The organism is Nocardia aurantia, assembly GCF_009604425.1.
GTDB lineage: Bacteria > Actinomycetota > Actinomycetes > Mycobacteriales > Mycobacteriaceae > Nocardia > Nocardia aurantia.
Map to the genome: position 1 here is coordinate 53,039 of NZ_WEGI01000021.1, position 16,393 is coordinate 69,431.

At 70.4% G+C, this 16,393-nt stretch carries 18 protein-coding genes; 12 read left to right on the forward strand and 6 right to left on the reverse strand.

Features of this window, described 5'->3' with window-relative positions; genetic code table 11:
• A complete protein-coding gene (locus tag NRB56_RS35985; RefSeq protein WP_319944027.1) occupies positions 1 to 963 on the forward strand; it encodes an MvdC/MvdD family ATP grasp protein in 963 nt (320 codons plus the stop codon).
• 30 nt (positions 964 to 993) lie between these two features.
• Here NRB56_RS35985 and NRB56_RS39535 read toward each other — a convergent pair whose 3' ends face one another.
• Both NRB56_RS39535 and NRB56_RS35990 read right to left on the reverse strand, forming a co-directional pair.
• Complete coding sequence (locus NRB56_RS39535; protein WP_026342841.1) at positions 994 to 1,233, reverse strand: helix-turn-helix domain-containing protein; 240 nt, start codon at positions 1,231 to 1,233, stop codon at positions 994 to 996.
• Between the two features lie 128 nt (positions 1,234 to 1,361).
• The gene (locus NRB56_RS35990; RefSeq protein ID WP_319944028.1) at positions 1,362 to 2,993 is read right to left on the reverse strand and encodes an ABC-F family ATP-binding cassette domain-containing protein; all 1,632 of its coding nucleotides are present in this window, start codon (positions 2,991 to 2,993) and stop codon (positions 1,362 to 1,364) included.
• Positions 2,994 to 3,165: 172 nt separating this feature from the next.
• Between NRB56_RS35990 and NRB56_RS35995 the strand changes: the two genes are divergently transcribed.
• Positions 3,166 to 3,930: an SDR family oxidoreductase gene (locus tag NRB56_RS35995; RefSeq protein ID WP_153348840.1), complete on the forward strand. Its 765-nt coding sequence runs from the start codon at positions 3,166 to 3,168 to the stop codon at positions 3,928 to 3,930.
• A 7-nt stretch (positions 3,931 to 3,937) separates the two neighbouring features.
• On the opposite strand, the gene NRB56_RS36000 is transcribed toward NRB56_RS35995, so the two are convergent.
• On the reverse strand, positions 3,938 to 4,870 hold the full coding sequence (locus NRB56_RS36000) for a hypothetical protein (RefSeq protein ID WP_153348841.1): 933 nt from the start codon (positions 4,868 to 4,870) through the stop codon (positions 3,938 to 3,940).
• A gap of 105 nt (positions 4,871 to 4,975) precedes the next feature.
• Between NRB56_RS36000 and NRB56_RS36005 the strand changes: the two genes are divergently transcribed.
• The 3 genes from NRB56_RS36005 to NRB56_RS36015 all read left to right on the forward strand — a co-directional run bounded on the left by NRB56_RS36005 (position 4,976) and on the right by NRB56_RS36015 (position 7,749).
• A complete protein-coding gene (locus NRB56_RS36005; protein ID WP_153348842.1) occupies positions 4,976 to 6,112 on the forward strand; it encodes a lycopene cyclase family protein in 1,137 nt (378 codons plus the stop codon).
• Positions 6,113 to 6,192: 80 nt separating this feature from the next.
• Entirely contained in the window at positions 6,193 to 7,041 is an 849-nt protein-coding gene (locus tag NRB56_RS36010) for an LLM class F420-dependent oxidoreductase (protein ID WP_319944029.1), read from the forward strand.
• Between the two features lie 39 nt (positions 7,042 to 7,080).
• Positions 7,081 to 7,749, forward strand: a complete 669-nt coding sequence (locus tag NRB56_RS36015) for a CPBP family intramembrane glutamic endopeptidase (protein ID WP_153348844.1) — start codon at positions 7,081 to 7,083, stop codon at positions 7,747 to 7,749.
• A 57-nt stretch (positions 7,750 to 7,806) separates the two neighbouring features.
• Here the strand turns inward: NRB56_RS36015 and NRB56_RS36020 are convergent, their stop codons facing one another.
• Positions 7,807 to 8,400 (reverse strand): TetR/AcrR family transcriptional regulator, encoded by a 594-nt coding sequence (locus tag NRB56_RS36020; RefSeq protein ID WP_153348845.1) that lies wholly within the window; start codon positions 8,398 to 8,400, stop codon positions 7,807 to 7,809.
• 88 nt (positions 8,401 to 8,488) lie between these two features.
• Between NRB56_RS36020 and NRB56_RS36025 the strand changes: the two genes are divergently transcribed.
• Positions 8,489 to 9,493 carry a saccharopine dehydrogenase NADP-binding domain-containing protein gene (locus NRB56_RS36025; RefSeq protein ID WP_153348880.1) on the forward strand — a complete coding sequence of 335 codons (1,005 nt, stop codon included), beginning with the start codon at positions 8,489 to 8,491 and terminating at the stop codon, positions 9,491 to 9,493.
• 9 nt (positions 9,494 to 9,502) lie between these two features.
• Positions 9,503 to 10,357 (forward strand): NAD(P)H-binding protein, encoded by an 855-nt coding sequence (locus NRB56_RS36030; RefSeq protein ID WP_153348846.1) that lies wholly within the window; start codon positions 9,503 to 9,505, stop codon positions 10,355 to 10,357.
• Positions 10,358 to 10,409: 52 nt separating this feature from the next.
• On the opposite strand, the gene NRB56_RS36035 is transcribed toward NRB56_RS36030, so the two are convergent.
• Positions 10,410 to 11,249: a LysR family transcriptional regulator gene (locus NRB56_RS36035; protein WP_319944030.1), complete on the reverse strand. Its 840-nt coding sequence runs from the start codon at positions 11,247 to 11,249 to the stop codon at positions 10,410 to 10,412.
• A gap of 105 nt (positions 11,250 to 11,354) precedes the next feature.
• On the opposite strand from NRB56_RS36035, the gene NRB56_RS36040 reads away from it, so the two are divergent.
• Together NRB56_RS36040 and NRB56_RS36045 are read left to right on the forward strand one after the other, a co-directional pair.
• Positions 11,355 to 12,080: an SDR family oxidoreductase gene (locus NRB56_RS36040; protein ID WP_153348847.1), complete on the forward strand. Its 726-nt coding sequence runs from the start codon at positions 11,355 to 11,357 to the stop codon at positions 12,078 to 12,080.
• 217 nt (positions 12,081 to 12,297) lie between these two features.
• Entirely contained in the window at positions 12,298 to 13,170 is an 873-nt protein-coding gene (locus NRB56_RS36045; RefSeq protein ID WP_153348848.1) for an NAD(P)-dependent oxidoreductase, read from the forward strand.
• Positions 13,171 to 13,174: 4 nt separating this feature from the next.
• Here the strand turns inward: NRB56_RS36045 and NRB56_RS36050 are convergent, their stop codons facing one another.
• Positions 13,175 to 13,624, reverse strand: coding sequence for a winged helix-turn-helix transcriptional regulator (locus NRB56_RS36050; protein ID WP_153348849.1), 450 nt, complete (start codon positions 13,622 to 13,624; stop codon positions 13,175 to 13,177).
• 47 nt (positions 13,625 to 13,671) lie between these two features.
• Between NRB56_RS36050 and NRB56_RS36055 the strand changes: the two genes are divergently transcribed.
• The 3 genes from NRB56_RS36055 to NRB56_RS36065 all read left to right on the forward strand — a co-directional run bounded on the left by NRB56_RS36055 (position 13,672) and on the right by NRB56_RS36065 (position 16,279).
• Positions 13,672 to 14,583 carry an SDR family NAD(P)-dependent oxidoreductase gene (locus NRB56_RS36055; RefSeq protein ID WP_153348850.1) on the forward strand — a complete coding sequence of 304 codons (912 nt, stop codon included), beginning with the start codon at positions 13,672 to 13,674 and terminating at the stop codon, positions 14,581 to 14,583.
• Between the two features lie 63 nt (positions 14,584 to 14,646).
• Positions 14,647 to 15,003, forward strand: coding sequence for a YciI family protein (locus NRB56_RS36060; RefSeq protein WP_153348851.1), 357 nt, complete (start codon positions 14,647 to 14,649; stop codon positions 15,001 to 15,003).
• 10 nt (positions 15,004 to 15,013) lie between these two features.
• The gene (locus tag NRB56_RS36065; RefSeq protein ID WP_319944031.1) at positions 15,014 to 16,279 is read left to right on the forward strand and encodes an RNA polymerase sigma factor; all 1,266 of its coding nucleotides are present in this window, start codon (positions 15,014 to 15,016) and stop codon (positions 16,277 to 16,279) included.
• The last annotated feature ends 114 nt before the right edge of the window (positions 16,280 to 16,393 follow it).

The window sequence follows — 16,393 nt, forward strand, 5'->3', positions numbered from 1 at the left end:
GTGCCCGCTCGTACGGCGAGCGCGGTGCTGATCGTCACCGAATCCGACGACCTGCACGCCGACGCGCTGACCGCCACCCTGCTCCGCGACCACCGGATGTCGCCGCTGCGCCTGGACATGCGCGACTTCCCCAGGGAGAGCGGGAGTTTCCGGCTCGATCGGGTCGGCGTCGGCCGCAGCCTCGGACATCTGCCCGGCCTCGACGACGTCACCGCCGTCTGGTGGCGCCGCCCGCGCGGCGCCGAGGTGCCGCCCGGAATGCGCCGCGCCGACGACGAATACCGGCAGGCCGAGTGCGACGGATTCCTTCAGGGCCTGCTGTGGTCGCTGCCCGCGCTGTGGGTCAACGATCCCGGCGCCGAACGCACCGCCAGCCGCAAACTCGTCCAGCTGGAGACCGCGCGCCGGTCCGGTTTCACCCTGCCGGAGACACTGGTCACCACCGACCCGGACGAGGCGCGCAGCTTCGTCGAGTCCCGGCCCGGCCCGGTGGTGTACAAACGCACCGGCACCGGACGCGCCGAATTCTCCGAGACCCGGCTGGTCGCCGCGGCCGATCTGGCCCGCCTCGACAGCATCCGGTGGGCGCCCACCACATTCCAGGACTACGTCGACGCCGACTGCGATCTGCGCGTCGTCTGGATCGACGGGGTCGAGTGGACGGTGCGCATCGACTCGCAATCCGGTGTGGGACGGGTCGATTCGCGCCTGGACACCTCGGTCGACTTCCGGCCCGAGCGGTTGCCGGCCGCCGTCAGCAAGTCCCTGTCCACCCTGATGGGTACGCTGGGACTGGCTTTCGGCGTGCTCGACATCCGGCTCGGTCTCGACGGCGAGTACTACTTCCTGGAGGTCAACCCGCAGGGGCAGTTCGCCTATCTGGAGATCAAGACCGGGTTGCCGCTGTTCGCGAGCCTGGCCAACTATCTCGTCACCGGCGATGCCACCGTGCCCGGTCGCTGACCGGGCACGGCCGCCACCGCGGCGGTCGTGCTATTTACTCGTCGCTTTGCGGCGATTCGCGCCACCCCGGCTGCGGAGTTGCACATGCGACTCCACGAGCACGTTGTGAATGAAACCGTATGAGCGGCCGGTCTCCCGGGCCAGCGAACGGATGCTGGCACCCGCCTCGTACTGCTTCTTCAACTGGGTTTGCAGTCGGTCTCGCGACTTCCCGGTGACGCGCGTGCCCTTACCCAATGCAGATTTCCCCTGTGCGGGCCTGTCACTCATGGCTTCCTCCGGTCGCCCTGCAGCCTCATTCCAGGCTAGACACTCCGGCGTCCGTGATCAACGCTTTGATGTGATTCGGATCACGAAATCTCGACAAAAGGTATGCGAGGTCCGAGGAGCCAAGGGGTTCAAGCGAGTTGAATGAGCTCCAGGTAGTCCTGTGACCAGTGATCCTCGGTGCCGTCGGGCAGCATGATCACCCGTTCCGGGTTGAGTGCCTCGGCCGCACCGGGATCGTGCGTGACGAGCACGACGGCGCCGGCGTAGCTGCGCAGCGCGTCCAGCACCTGTTCGCGGGAGATGGGATCGAGGTTGTTGGTCGGCTCGTCGAGCAGCAGCACGTTGGCCGCCGAGGACACCAGGCCCGCCAGCGCGAGCCGGGTCTTCTCACCACCGGACAGCGTGCCCGCCGGCTGTTCCAGCTGCGGGCCGGAGAACATGAACGCGCCGAGCAGGCCGCGCAGATCCTGTTCTCCCGCATCGGGAGCCGCGTGCCGGATGTTCTCCCACACCGTGGCGGTGTCGTCGAGGGTGTCGTGCTCCTGCGCGAAATAGCCGATCTTCAGACCGTAGCCGGGCTCGAGCTGACCCGCCGACGGCTGCTCGACCCCGGCCAGCAGGCGCAGCAGCGTGGTCTTGCCGGCGCCGTTGAGACCGAGTACCACCACCCGGCTGCCGCGGTCGATCGCGAGATCGACGCCGGTGAAGATCTCCAGCGAGCCATACATTTTCGTGAGATTGCTCGCCATCAGCGGGGTCTTGCCGCAGGACGCGGGCTCCGGGAACTTGATCCGGGCCACCTTGTCGGCCACGCGAATCTCGTCCGCCTCGGCCAGCATTCGCTCGGCACGCTTGAGCATGTTCTGCGCCGCAACGGCTTTCGTCGCCTTCGCACCGAGCTTCGCGGCCTGCTGCTTCAGCGCCGACGCCTTCTTCTCCGCGTTGGCGCGCTCGCGGCGGCGGCGCTGCTCGTCGGTGGCGCGGGCGTCGAGGTACTTCTTCCAGCCCATGTTGTAGAGGTCGGCCTCGCCGCGCACCGCGTCCAGGAACCACACCTTGTTGACCACGGCCTCGAGCAGTTCCACGTCGTGGCTGATGACGATCAGGCCGCCGTCGTGGCTCTGCAGGAAGCCGCGCAGCCAGGTGATGGAGTCGGCGTCGAGGTGGTTGGTGGGCTCGTCCAGCAGCAGGGTGGTGCCGGATTTGCCGCCGCTGCCGTCGGAGGCGGCGAACAGGATGCGCGACAGCTCGATCCGGCGGCGCTGACCACCGGAGAGCGTGCGCAGCGACTGGCCGAGCACCCGGTCGGGCAGGCCGAGGCTGTTGCAGATGCGGGCCGCCTCGCTCTCGGCGACGTACCCGCCGAGGGCCGAGAACCGCTCCTCGAGCCGGCCGTACTTGCGGACGGCCTTCTCCCGCTCGGCGTCGTCGGCGACCTCGGCCATCAGCGCCTGCTGCTTCTCCATCTCCCGGATCAGCGCGTCCAGACCGCGCGCGGACAGCACCCGGTCGCGGGCGAGGACGTTCAGATCGCCCTCGCGCGGGTCCTGCGGGAGGTAGCCGACCTCGCCGGAACGGGTCAGCGTGCCGGCGTACGGCTCGCTCTCGCCGGCCAGGATGCGCAGCGTGGTGGTCTTGCCGGCGCCGTTGCGGCCCACCAGGCCGATCCGGTCGCCGGCCTGCACCCGCAGCGCCGAACCGGGCGCCGTCAGCAGGGTGCGGACGCCGGCCCGGACCTCCAGGTCGGTCGCGGTGATCACAAAGGTCTCCTCGAGCTGATGTGTACGGGGTTGGCGGCTCGTGCAGTGTGCTCCCGCTACCCGCACGCCGACCACCGAGTTTACCGGTCTCCCGCCCGACGACCTCATCGCGCCGGTAACGAGGCCGCGACGAGCCTCCCCGGGGTGGTCCGGCTCCGGTAGCGTCCGAGCCATGACCGACGACGTGGCGGGCAGGGGCGCACTGGTCACCGGCGCGAGCCGGGGCATCGGGAAGGCGATCGCGGCGGAACTGCTCGCCCGCGGGGCCCACGTGTTGATCACCGCGCGCAAACCCGAGTCGCTGGCGGTCGCGGCCGAGGAACTGCGGGCCCTCGGTCATCCGGGCCGGGTCCTGACCCAGGCGGGCAATTCCGGCGATGCCACCGCCCGCGGCGACGCCGTGATGACGGCCGTGGCCGAATTCGGCTCGCTGGACATCCTGGTCAACAACACCGGCATCAACCCGGTGTTCGGCGCGCTGATGGACGCCGACCTGGACGCGGTCCGCAAGATCTTCGACGTGAACGTCGTCGCCACCCTCGGCTACATCCAGGAGGCGTACCGGGCCTGGATGCGGACCCACGGCGGCGCGATCGTCAACATCGCCAGCGTGGCCGGGCTGCGGTCCACCGGAGTGATCGCCGCGTACGGCGCCTCCAAGGCGGCGCTGATCCGCCTCACCGAGGAACTGGCCTGGCAGCTGGGTCCGTCGATCCGGGTCAACGCGGTCGCGCCCGGCGTGGTGAAGACCGCGTTCGCCGGGGCGCTCTACTCCGCCGGTGAGGAGACCGCGGCGGCCGCGTACCCGATGAAGCGCCTGGGCACCCCCGAGGACGTGGCCGCGCTGGTCGGCTTTCTCGTCTCGGACCGCGCGGCGTGGATCACCGGCGAGGTGGTCCGGGTCGACGGCGGCCTGCTGGCCACCGGCGGCATCTGAGATCGGATCAGCGGAAGCTCAGCGCACCCGTCATGTCGGTCTGCCGGTAGTGGAGGTAGTCCTTCGCGCGGTCCTCGGTGACCGCCGGCGTGGTGGTCACGAAAGTGACGACCACGAAATCCTTCTCCGCGTCGGCGACCCACTTGCCCACGGCGAAGTTGCCGATGTAGCTACCGGGCCGCAGCTTGATGTCGCTGTCGCTGATCGTCTCGGCGGCGGTGTCGGCGTGGTCGGCGTCCTGCATGCCGAGCACGTACTCGGTCAGCATCAGCGCGCCGCCCTCGGACCGGTACACCATCTCCGCGGCGTATTTGCAGCCCATCCCGGTGAGCGCGCCGTCGACCTCGAAGTCGGCGCAGCTGGAGTGGTCACGGCCCTCGACCCAGTCCGCGTGGAAGGAGACGCTGCCCAGCTTGAAGTTCCAGTCCTTGGCGACCTCGTTGTAGCTGAAGTGCCGGGAGGCGGCGACGCTGCTCGTGGTCGGCCGGGCCACCGACGAACTCGCGGCGCTCGACGACGCCGCCGAGGAGGTGACGGTGGAGGTCGCCGACGCGTCGTTCTTCGAACTGCCGCCGCTGTTGGCGATCACCGCGACCACGCCGATCCCGATGATCAGCAGCACCACCACGGCGACCACGACCCCGATCACCGCACCGCTGCCACCGGACCTACGCGGCGGCGGAGTCGGATAACCGCCCTGATAGGGCGGCGGCGGGGCGGGCTGCCAGGTCTGCGGCGGGGTGGGCGGCGGCGGGGGCGGGGTGGCCCAGGCCTGGGTCGGGGGCGCCGGGGACGCCTGTACGGTCTGCGCGGCGGGAGTGGGCGTGGAGCCCCAATTGGGTTGCGGAGCATTCCAATTGGATTGATTGGCGTCGGGCTGCGACCACCATTCGGCCTCGTCGTGCGGCTCGGAGCCGGAGGGACCGGGGGGATTCGTCATCGCTGCCAACCTTCCGCAGCCGGAGTCGCCGTGGCACCCGTGAGCGGTCGTCCCCCCGGGCTGTGTTTTCGACAGTACCGCACCCGTCCGGGCCGGTGACCACCCATGGTGGACTCGTCTGCTGCAATCTTCATCGTGACCGATCTCATCGTCTGCGGGCTCGGCCCGGCCGGGCGAGCGCTCGCGCATCGTGCGCGGGCACACGGTATATCGGTGCTGGCCATCGATCCGCATCCGGACCGCCACTGGACCGCGACGTATGCCGCATGGGCCGACGAACTTCCGGCATGGCTCCCGCCGCGGACGCTCGCGGCGGAGCTCCCGCGGCCGGTGGCCTGGGGCACCCGGCGGTTCGAGATCGACCGCCGCTATACGGTATTCGACAATGCGGCCCTGCGGGATTCGCTCGACCTCGAGGGCGTGCGAGTAATCGCGGGCACGGTAACCGACATCCGGCATGCCGGGGTGACCGACATCCGGCGCGACGGCGACGGGACCGCCACGGTACGCCTGGCGTCCGGCGAGACCCACACCGCGCGACGGGTCGTCGACGCCCGCGGCGTGCGCCGCCGCCCGGAACTGGCCGAGCAGACCGCCTTCGGCGTCATGGTGCCCCGGCAGCGCTGGGACGAGCCGCTTTTCATGGACTGGCGCCCGGACAACGGTGCCGCACCGACGGAACCACCGTCGTTCCTGTACGCGATCCCGCTGAACGACGAGACCGTCCTGCTGGAGGAGACCTGCCTGGCGGGCCGGCCCGCCCTCGACCTCGCGGTGCTCCGCGATCGGCTGCGCATCCGATTGCGCGGCCGCGGAATCGAACTCGACGGCACCGAGCCGACCGAGCGGGTGCGCTTCCCGGTGGAGGGCGGCCGCCCCGGCGCCGGCCGCTTCGGCGCCGCCGGCGGATTACTGCATCCCGCAACGGGTTACAGCGTCGCCGCGGCCCTCGCCACCGCGGACGCGGTCGCCACCGGCGAATCCATCTGGCCATGGCAGGCGCGGGCCGTGCACGAGCTGCGCCGGACCGGCCTGCGTGCCCTGCTCACCCTGTCCCCCACCGAGATCCCGGTGTTCTTCGACGGCTTCTTCACCCTCGCGCCGGAACGCCAGCGCGCCTACCTCTCCGACCGCGCGAACCTGCCCGGCATGGCCGCGACCATGCGCGACCTGTTCACCACGGTGCCCGCCGCGGTCCGGCTGAAACTGGTCACGGCGCCTCTCCGCGGCCGGCGCGGCTGAGCCCCACCGCCGGGATGATCGAGCCTCACCGGATTGTTGCGTCCGGCAGATGTCGGTCGCAATGTCGGAGGGCGAATCCGGTGGAACTCGGTGTGTACGGGCTGAGCGCGAAAGCGGCACTGGCCCCGCAGATCACGGCACAGTTGGCGCGGAGGGCCGAGGAACTGGGATATCGCTCCTGGTGGGTGGGCGATCACGTCGTGCTGCCCAGTCCGCGCGTACCGGAGTCGCCGATGGCGCCCACCGATCCGATCCTGGATCCGCTGGTGCACCTGTCCTATGTGGCCGCGCTGACCGAGCGGCTGGAGCTCGGCACCGGGATTCTTATTCTGCCGCAAAGAAATCCGCTGGTACTGGCCAAACAGGTCGCGAGCCTGGACGTGCTGTCCGGCGGCCGGGTGCTGCTCGGAGTCGCGGCGGGTTATCTGGAACCGGAGATGACCGCGGTCGGCGTATCCCCGACCGAACGCGGTGGCCGCACCGACGAATACCTCGACGCCATGCGGCAGCTGTGGACAGCCCCGGCGCCCGCCTTCCACGGGAACTACGTGAATTTCGAACAGGTGGACGCACATCCACGCCCGGTGCGGCCGGACGGCCCGCGGATCGTGATCGGCGGTCACAGCCCGGCGGCGTACCGCCGCGCCGTGGCCAGAGGGCACGGATGGATCGGCAACGGCAGCGGCCCGGCCGACCTGGTCCGCCACCTCGACGGGCTGCGCACGGCGGCCACCGAGGTGGAGCGGCCGGCCCGCCTGGGGCGGTTGGAGATCAACTTCATGCAGCTCGACCCGGTCGAGGTGAGCGCGGACGACGCGCGGCGGTACGCCGACCTGGGCGTGGACCGGCTGCAGGTCTACCCACTGCCGCTGACTGATCCGAGGTCGGTGATCGCCTTCCTGGAGCGGCAGGCGCGGCTGCCCCATTGAGCGCGGTCGCCGCCGGGTGCACCGACTAGGCTGATGGGCATGCGAGTTCGACCGTGGCGGCGGCTGTACCTGGGCGCCGAGTACGCGGCGCTGTTCTTCGGCGGCACTACGGTTTACAACGCGTTGCTGCGCGGCAGATCGCCGATTCCGGCACTGCTCGCGCTCTCCGGCGGGGCGGCCTGGTATCTGCGGCGCTCACCGGATTTCGATCGGAAGGCGTTGTGGCGCAGCGAGGCGCTGCCCGGGCAGGCACGGCCGATGGCGGCGCTGGCGGGGTCGAGCGCGCTGGCGCTGACGGCGATGGTGGCGGCGCGGCACCGGGAGGATCTGTTCGATCTGCCGCGGCGCAATCCGCTGATCTGGCTCGCGGTGATGGTCCTGTATCCGGCGCTGAGCGTGTACCCGCAGGAGTTGATCTACCGGTCGTTCCTGTTCCACCGGTACGCACCGGTTTTCGGCGAGGGCCGCGGCCTGGTGGCGGCGAGCGCGGCCGCGTTCGGCTACGCGCACATCCTGTTCGGCAGCTGGTTCTCGGTGGCGGCCAGCGGGGCCGGTGGCTGGATCTTCGCGACCCGCTACGCGCGTACGCAGTCGCTGTTCACCGCGTCGGTCGAGCACTCGGTCTACGGGATCCTGGTCTTCACCGTCGGGCTCGGCCGGTACTTCTACCACGGCGCCGTACCGGAAGCCCGGCCGCGCACGGCCTGAATCCCACTCACACCGCGTCCATCCGACATGGGCGGGGACCGCGCCGGACTCCGGCGCTCACGCCCGCAGCGCCTCCAGCATGCGGGTGGCCTCCGCGACCACCGCGGGCAGCGCCGCGGCCGGATCATCGGTGCGCGCGAGCAACATTCCGGCCTCGCACAGCGCCCCGAACAGCAGATGACTGCGGATGCGCAGATCGCCCTCGGACAGTTCGCCGTCGGCGGCGGCGCGCGCCAGCCCCTCCGACAGCACCCGCAGGACGTGGTCGGCCTCGATCTCGCGCACCGCGTCCCAGCCCAGCACGGCGGGCCCGTCGAGCATGACGATTCGGCTGCACCGCGGACTCAGGTACAGGTTCAGGAACGTGGCACAGCCCTGGAGCAGGGCCGTCCAGGTGTCCGGCGCGGCCAGCGCGACCCGTTCCAGTTCGGCGGCCATCCACTGCTGTTCGGCCACGAAGACAGCGCGGAAGAGCGTGGCCTTGTCACCGAAGTGGTGATAGACGGCCCCTTTGGTGAGCCCCGCCTCGGTGGTGATCGCCTCGATGGAGGTGGCCGCGTACCCGTTGCCGCCGAACAACGCGCGCCCGGCCTCGACGAGCCGGCCCGTGGTCGAGTCGGTCCGCTCGGCCTGGGTGCGGCGGGTACTCACCAGCCAAATGTAACCGGTTGTGCGCCTTGACTTCCATACTGTGGGTATGTAAACCTCTTACATACCCACAGTATGGAAGTTGATCACCATGACGATCTACGCCATTTACGGGGCCTCGGGCCATACCGGCCGCCTCGTCACCTCCGAACTCCTCTCCCGCGGCAAGGATGTGATCCTGTCCGGCCGCGACCCCGGCCGCCTGGCCGCCCTCGGCCACCCGCAGATTCTGCCCGCCACCACCGACAAGCCGGAATCACTACGCGCACTTGCCGATTCGGCGGACATCATCGTGAACTGCGCGGGCCCGTTCGTCACCACCGGCCTGCCCGTCGCCACCGCCGCGGCCGCCGCCGGACGGCACTACGTGGACCACGCCCTCGAAGTGCACCATGTCCGAAGGCTTTTCGACGAGTTCGGCGACCGGGCCGAACGCGGCGGTTTCACGATGCTGCCCGACGCGAGCTTCTACGGCGGCCTCGGCGACCTGCTGGCCGACGCGGTCGCCCGCGGCGTCTCCGACATCGAGCGGATCACCGTCGCGTACTCGGTTGCCAACTGGAAGCTGACCACCGGCGCGATGGCCACCGCGCGACTGCTGTTCGCCGACACCGACCGCATCGGATTCGCCGACGGCGCACTGCAATTCGGCTTCGTCGAACCACGCAACGCGGTCTTCGCGTTCCCGCCGCCGGTCGGCCCGCGCACGATGATCGCCCCGGTCCCGTTCCCGGAGCCGTTCACGGTGCCCCGGCACGTCCGCACCCGCGCCGTCGAAGCCCAGCTGACCGCCCGCACCTTCGAAGAGGAGAAGGCGTTCACCAGCGAGCACCTGACCGCCGAGGAGCGTTCCGACAGCGAATACACCGTCGCCGTCCAGGTTCTCGGCGCTCACGGCTCGGCCGCCGGCCACGTCCGCGGCCGCGACCTGTGGCGGGTCAGCGCGCTCATCGCCGCGGAGTCGGCCGTCCGGATCGCCGAAGGCCGGGTGAAGAGCGGCGTCATGAGCCCCGGCGAAGCCTTCGACGCCACGGAATTCCTTACCGCCCTTGCCGATCGAGGCGCCTTCACACTCGAACTCCCCGCACAGCCCTGAGGAGACACCGTGCCACCGATCCTCGTCACCGGCGCCGCCGGTGGACAACAGGGCGCCACCGGCCGCCGCGTCACCGAGACCCTGCTAGCCGCCGCCCACCAGGTCCACGCCTTCGTCCGCACCGACGACACCCGCGCCGCGCAACTGAAAGACCTCGGCGCGGAGGTGATCGTGGGCGACCTGCGCGAGATAACCACCGTCCGCCCCGCCGTCCGCGACATCCACCGCGCCTATTTCACCTACCCCGTCACCGCCGGAATGCTCGACGCCACAGCCGTTTTCGCCGCCGCCGCCCACGACGAGGGCCTGGAGCGCGTCGTGGCGGTCTCCCAACTGGGCTCCGACCCGCAAGCAGGTACCCCGCACATGCGCCGCCACTGGGTCGCCGAGCAGGTACTCGACCGAGCCGACATCGGCGCCGTCCACCTACGCGCCGCCGTATTCTTCGAAAACCTGCGCGTAGTAATCGAACACACCGGCGCACTCACGCTGCCCCTCGGCTCCCCGGACACGGTCCTGCCCTTGATAGCGGCCGCCGACGTCGCCGACGTAGCCACCGCCGCCCTCCTCGCCCCCGCCCCACTCGACCCGGTCCACTGGCTGGCCGGCGAGATCACCACCGCCGCCGAAGCAGCCGACGCCTTCGGCGTCCGCTACGTGAACGTCGACCCCGACCGATGGCAGGAAACCGCCACCGCCCTCTACCACGACGACATCGTCGTGGAACACCTCACAAACCTGTGGAAACTGTTCCGCGACATCGGATCCGGCCACAACCTGTACCAAGTCACGGCCTCGATCGAACACTTCACCGGCCACCCCCCGACCACCCTCCGCGAGTACCTCGCAGCCGAACAGCGCTAGCTTTTCACAAGCCTTTCGCCGTCATCGTCGGATCGATCCGGGGCGGTGTCGGTCAGAGGCGGGTCGCGGTGCGGACGAGGTCGGCGACGGGTTTGGATCGGCTGTGGGGTGGCCAGGCGATCACGGTGGTGACGGCCGGGGCGTCCGGCACCGGGACGGTGGCGTGTTCGTCGCGCAGGTGCGTGCGGACCGATTCGGGCACGACCGCGCAGGTGCGGCCGAGCGCGATCAGCTGGGTCAGCTGGGTGTGGTCGCGGATCTGCGGGCCGGGGCCGTCGGGGTAGGTCCCGTCCCGCCGGGGCCAGCGCGGTTGGGGCAGGTCGGTCAGGGTGGCGACCTCGTCCATCGAGATGTGGGGGCGGTCGGCGAGGAGGTGCCCTGCGGGCAGGACCACGATCTGCGGTTCGGTGTACAGGTCCTCGGTGTCGAATCCCGCCGTCGTGTCGAAGGGGCGGTGGAGGATGGCTACGTCGGCACGGCCGTCGCGGAGCAGTCGTTCCTGTTCGCCGGGACCGCACAGCACCACTTCGACGGGGACGGCGCCCGGTTCGGCGGCGTAGGCGTCCAGCAATTTCGCCAGCAGTTCGCTGGACGCTCCGGCCTTCGTGGCGAGTACCACGCCGGGCCGGTCGGAAGCCGCGCGGCGGGTGCGTCGCTCGGCGGCCTCGACCGCGTCGAGCGCGGCCCGCGCCTCCCGAAGCAGCACCGAACCGGCCTCGGTCAGAGCGATCGCGCGCGTGGTGCGTTGCAGCAGAACCACTCCCAGCCGTCGTTCGAGTTGCTGGATCGCCCGCGACAGCGGGGGTTGTGCCATGGCGAGCCGCTGTGCCGCCCGCCCGAAGTGCAACTCCTCCGCGACGGCGACGAAGTACCGTAACTCCCGCGTCTCCACCCTCGCATCGTATCCGGCGCTCACCACGACCGATACCCGTGCGGTATGGCCGCGCACCCAGTCGGTCTTGGACGACCTGCCCGAGTCCGAACCAGGATCGACGGCATGAGTGAACAGACGATCGCGCTGGTGACCGGTGCGAACAAGGGAATCGGGTACGAGATCGCGGCGGGCCTGGGCGCCCTCGGCTGGCGGGTCGGTGTGGGTGCGCGGGATCGGCAACGCCGCGACACCGCCGTGGAGAAGCTGCGCGCGGCCGGGATCGACGCGTTCGCCGTACCGCTCGACGTGACCGACGACGCGAGTGTGGCCGCCGCGGCCGAACTGATCGCAGACCGGGCCGGCGGGCTCGACGTCCTGATCAACAACGCCGCGATCACCGGCGGTATGCCACAGGAACCGACCATGGTCGACCCCGCGACTGTGCGAGATGTCGTGGAAACCAACGTGATCGGGGTCATCCGCGTCACCAACGCGATGCTGCCCATGCTGCGCGGCTCGGCCTCGCCACGGATCGTGAACATGTCCAGCACCGTCGGCTCCCTCACCCGGCAGACCACTCCCGGCGACGAGACGGGCCCGATTTCCGCGGCGTACGCGACGTCGAAGACCTTCCTGAACGCCGTCACCGCCCAGTACGTCAAGGAACTGAGCGACACGAACATCCTGATCAACACCGGATGTCCGGGTTTCACCGCCACAGACCTCAACGGCTTCCGTGGCGTCCGCACAGCCCAGCAGGGCGCGGCGATCGCGATCCACCTCGCGACCCTGCCCGACAACGGACCGAACGGCGGATTCTTCGACGACGCCGGCGTAGTGCCGTGGTGACCGGCTCACCGGCGGAACTCGCGCCACGGCCGGCGAACCCGGTGTAGCGCCGGTATATGTCCAGCACACGGTCCGCACCGGGCAGGGATGCACCGCGACAGACATGGGCCCACCCGGCCACCCAAAGTTTCTCGAAATTGACTGGGAGAAAGGTTGTTTCAGGGCGCGGAACTCCCGGGTTCGGAGTGCGTCGGGTGGCGCGGGTAGGGTCCGGGCAATGGCGACGATTGCGTTTCTCGGGGCGGGAAGCCGGATGGGTGCCGGGATGGCGGCGCGGTTGCTGGCGGCGGGGCACGAGGTGCGGGTGTTCAACCGGTCGCCGGAGAAGACGGCTGCGCTCGTAGCCGCCGGAGCTCTCCTCGCCGACTCCCCGCGCGCCGCCGCCGAGGGCGTCGAGGCGGTGTTCTCGATGGTCGCCGACGACGCGGCCTCGCGCGCGGTCTGGCTGGGCGACACCGGCGCACTGGCAACCACCGCGCCGGGCGCGTTCGCCGTCGAATGCTCCACGCTTTCCCGGGCCTGGGTGCTCGAGCTCGCGGATCATGCTGCCGCGCAAGGGTTCCGGTACGTCGATTGCCCGGTCACCGCGCTGCCCGACGCCGCGGCGGCGGGACGGCTCACGTTGTTCGTCGGCGCCGCCACGGATCGGCTCGCGGAAGTACGGCCACTGCTGGAACCGTTGTGCGACAACATCGTCCGCTTCGGCGAGATCGGCGCGGGGACGAGTTACAAACTGATCCAGAACCTGCTCGGATCGATCCAGATCGCGGCCACCGCGGAGGCGCTGCGCACCGCCGAGCTCGCGGGCCTGGATCTCGCGACCGTCGTCGACACCCTCGGTCGCGGTGGGGCCGCCAGTCCGACCGTGATCCGCGCGAGCCGGCGGATGCTCGACGGGCACTACGATCGGGACGTCGCCTTCACGGCCGCGCTCCGCCTGAAGGACACCCGCATCGGTGTGGAGGCGGCCGACAGTGTCGGCGCTCCGGCCGCGCTGGGGCGAGCGGCGCGCGAACTGCTCACCGGTCCGGTCGACGCGGGCCACGGCGATCTCGACGAGACCGTGGTGTTCGACCTGTTGCACGACTGAGCCGTCACCGATCGCCGGGTCCCGGCGGTCGAGCGACCCCGGCGCTATCCGCCCGATCGGCCCGGACGCGGGCCGCCGCCATGTGGCGATGATTCTCGACCGCCCAATCCGCCAAGGCGGACAACGGAACCAGCAGGTCCCGGCCCAGCGGCGTGAGCCCGTACTCCACGCTGGGCGGGACCGTCGGGAACACCTCGCGCTCGATCAGGCCGTCCTGCTCCAGGATTCGCAGGGTGCGGGTCAGCATGCGCTGGCTGATGTTCTCGATCGAGCGGTGCAGTTCGTTGAATCGGTGTCTGCGGCTGCCCAATTGGACCAGCACCAGCACGGACCATTTGTCGCCGACCCGGCGCAGCACCTCGGTCACCGGGCACTGCTCGTGTTCGGCCGCCGGGATCGGCACCGGCAGCCGGAACGCGAGCATCGAGGGAACATCGGTGTGCGTACCTGACATCGAACTGCCTTCTTTCGCTGATCAGTACCGGGATCGATGATCGGCACATGGCAGATTCCACATCCGATCCGGGTAAGACCATTGTCGTCAGCGGCGCCACCGACGGCATGGGCAAGGCGGTGACCCTGTCCCGGCTGGCCCGCGGCGACCGGCTCGTCGCCGTCGGCAGCAACCCGGCGAAGTTCACCGCGCTGATCGCCGAGGCCGAACGACTCGGAGCCGCCGATCGGCTGCACACCGTGCGCGCGGACCTCAGTTCGATCGCCGAGAACCGGCGGGTGATCGACGAGATCGCGGCCCGCTGGTCCGCCGTCGACGCGCTGCTGCTGTTCGCGAACCGGCACAGCCCGCGCCGACGCGAGACCGTCGACGGACTCGAGTACACGTTCGCGCTCTACTACCTCAGCCGCTACCTACTGTCCCGGGGGCTGAGCCCGCTGCTGGACGCCGCGGCGGATCCGGTCATCGTGACGGTCGCCGGGGTCGGCACCACGACCGGTTCCATCGCGTGGGACGACCCGCAGTCCACGCACGGCTACCGCGCGATCCGGGCCATGGTTCAGGGCGCGCGGGCCAACGACCTGCTCGGGGTCGGTTTCGCGCAGGAGCAGGCCGGACGGGCGCGGTTCGTGATGTACCACCCGGGTTTCACCCGCAGCGGCGACGTTTCGCCGTTCCCGCTGCCGGTGCGGATCCTGCTGCGGGTGGCCGCCGCGCTCAAGGCCCGGCCGGTCGCGGAGTCGATCGCGCCCATCGACGGATTCATCGACCACCCGCCGGCGCAGCCGCTCACCGCGATCGACCGTGGCGAGCCGGTCGATCCGGCGCTGCCGACGCTCGATCCGGCCGATGCCCGCCGGCTCGCCGAACTCACGGAGCAGATCCTGGCCCGGTCCACCCGCCCGCCTGACACGTGTGACCGGCATCACATCACCGGATGTCGATCGGTATCGTCCTAGTTCGAGGTGTAGGTGGGTGGGCCGACGACCCGCCCGCCACACCGACACGGAAGGATGCCCCACATGCGCTACCTCACCCTGATCCGCCTCGATCCCGCCGCCGCACCCGCGGACGGCCCGGACGAGAAGTTGATGGCGGACATGGGCACGCTGCTGGAGGAGATGACGAAGGCAGGCGTGCTGCTCGACACCGCCGGACTGCGGCCGATCGAGGAGGCCACCCGGATCCGGCAGTCCAAGGGCGTGCAGACCGTCCTGGACGGTCCGTACACCGAGGCGAAGGAGGTCATCGGCGGGTATTGCCTGTTGCAGACCCGGTCCCAGGAGGAGGCGGTGGAATGGTCGCGCCGGTTCCTGCGCGTCCACGGCCCGGAGTGGGATATCGAGGTCGAGGTCCGGCAGGTTGTCGAGCCGGAGTGAGCGGACCGCGGTGAACGAATCGATACCCGGTGACGCGGCGGCCCGGCGCGCGGTCGAGGCCGCCTGGCGGATCGAATGGCCGCGATTGGTCGCCGGCCTGACCCGGATCGTGGGCGATATCGGCACCGCCGAGGAACTCGCCCAGGACGCCCTCGTCGCGGCACTGGAACAGTGGCCGCGCGAGGGGGTTCCGCCGAATCCCGGCGGCTGGCTGATGCTCACCGCCAAACATCGCGGCATCGATCGGATCCGCCGCCACGGCACCCTCGACCGCAAGCTGGCGGTGCTCGGGCACGATCTGGTGATCGACCAGCGCACCCCGCCGGAGCAGCCGCCCCAGGACGATCTGCTGCGCATGATGTTCACCGCCTGCCATCCGGTGCTGTCCCGCCCGGCGCAGGTGGCGCTCACGCTGCGGATGATCGGCGGCCTCACCACCGACGAGATCGCCCGCGCCTATCTGGTGTCGGAATCGACTGTGGCCCAACGGATAGTGCGCGCGAAACGCACCATCGCGGCGAAGCGGGTGCCCTACGAGGTGCCGTCGGGGCCGGAGTTGGCGGTGCGGCTGGACGCCGTGCTCGAGGTGCTCTACCTGATCTTCAACGAGGGCTACACCGCGACGGCCGGGGCCGCCTGGACGCGCGCCGAACTGTGCGAGGACGCGGTGCGGCTGGCCCGAATCCTGGCCGGTCTGCTGCCGCGCGAACCCGAGGTGCACGGTCTCGCGGCACTGCTGGAGTTGCAGGCCTCGCGGCTGCGCGCCCGCGGCGGGCCGGGCGAGCAGCCGGTGCTGCTGGCCGATCAGGACCGCTCCCGCTGGAGTCGCCTCTACATCCGGCGGGGTTTCGCCGCCCTCGGCCGGGCGCGATCGCTGGACACCGCGCAGGGCCGGCTGCCGGGCCGCTACACGCTGCAGGCCGCCATCGCCGCCGCGCACGCGATGGCCCCGACCGCCGCCGAGACCGACTGGCGGCGCATCGCGGGCCTGTACGCGGTTCTGGCCGAACGGTTTCCGTCGCCGGTCGTGGAACTCAATCGGGCAGTGGCCGTTTCGATGGTGCACGGCCCGGCCGCCGGCCTGGAGGTGGTCGACGTGCTCGCGAAATCCGGCACGCTCGACGGCTACCACCTGCTGCACGCGGTCCGCGCCGACCTGCTGACCCGCCTCGGCCGCACCGAGGAGGCCCGCGCCGAATTCGCCACGGCCGCAGAGCTCACCGCCAACGCGGCCGAACGCGCCCTGCTGCTCGGACGTGCCGGGATCGGCGGCTGAGCACCAGGTCACCGCATCCCCTCCCGTCGACCGCTCCGCCGAAATCGCCTGGTCCCGAATCGGTTCGGACATTCCGGGCCGCGAAGAGCGTCGGAAGCGGGCAGTCTGCCGGAT

Coding starts and splice junctions, on each gene's coding strand:
- NRB56_RS36040 (WP_153348847.1), top strand. CDS start 11,355: ATGAGTGAACAGACGATCGCGCTGGTGACCGGTGCGAACAAGGGAATC.
- NRB56_RS35995 (WP_153348840.1), top strand. CDS start 3,166: ATGACCGACGACGTGGCGGGCAGGGGCGCACTGGTCACCGGCGCGAGC.
- NRB56_RS36015 (WP_153348844.1), top strand. CDS start 7,081: ATGCGAGTTCGACCGTGGCGGCGGCTGTACCTGGGCGCCGAGTACGCG.
- NRB56_RS36000 (WP_153348841.1), bottom strand. CDS start 4,870: ATGACGAATCCCCCCGGTCCCTCCGGCTCCGAGCCGCACGACGAGGCC.
- NRB56_RS36025 (WP_153348880.1), top strand. CDS start 8,489: ATGACGATCTACGCCATTTACGGGGCCTCGGGCCATACCGGCCGCCTC.
- NRB56_RS36055 (WP_153348850.1), top strand. CDS start 13,672: ATGGCAGATTCCACATCCGATCCGGGTAAGACCATTGTCGTCAGCGGC.
- NRB56_RS36060 (WP_153348851.1), top strand. CDS start 14,647: ATGCGCTACCTCACCCTGATCCGCCTCGATCCCGCCGCCGCACCCGCG.
- NRB56_RS39535 (WP_026342841.1), bottom strand. CDS start 1,233: ATGAGTGACAGGCCCGCACAGGGGAAATCTGCATTGGGTAAGGGCACG.
- NRB56_RS36005 (WP_153348842.1), top strand. CDS start 4,976: ATGGTGGACTCGTCTGCTGCAATCTTCATCGTGACCGATCTCATCGTC.
- NRB56_RS36045 (WP_153348848.1), top strand. CDS start 12,298: ATGGCGACGATTGCGTTTCTCGGGGCGGGAAGCCGGATGGGTGCCGGG.
- NRB56_RS36050 (WP_153348849.1), bottom strand. CDS start 13,624: ATGTCAGGTACGCACACCGATGTTCCCTCGATGCTCGCGTTCCGGCTG.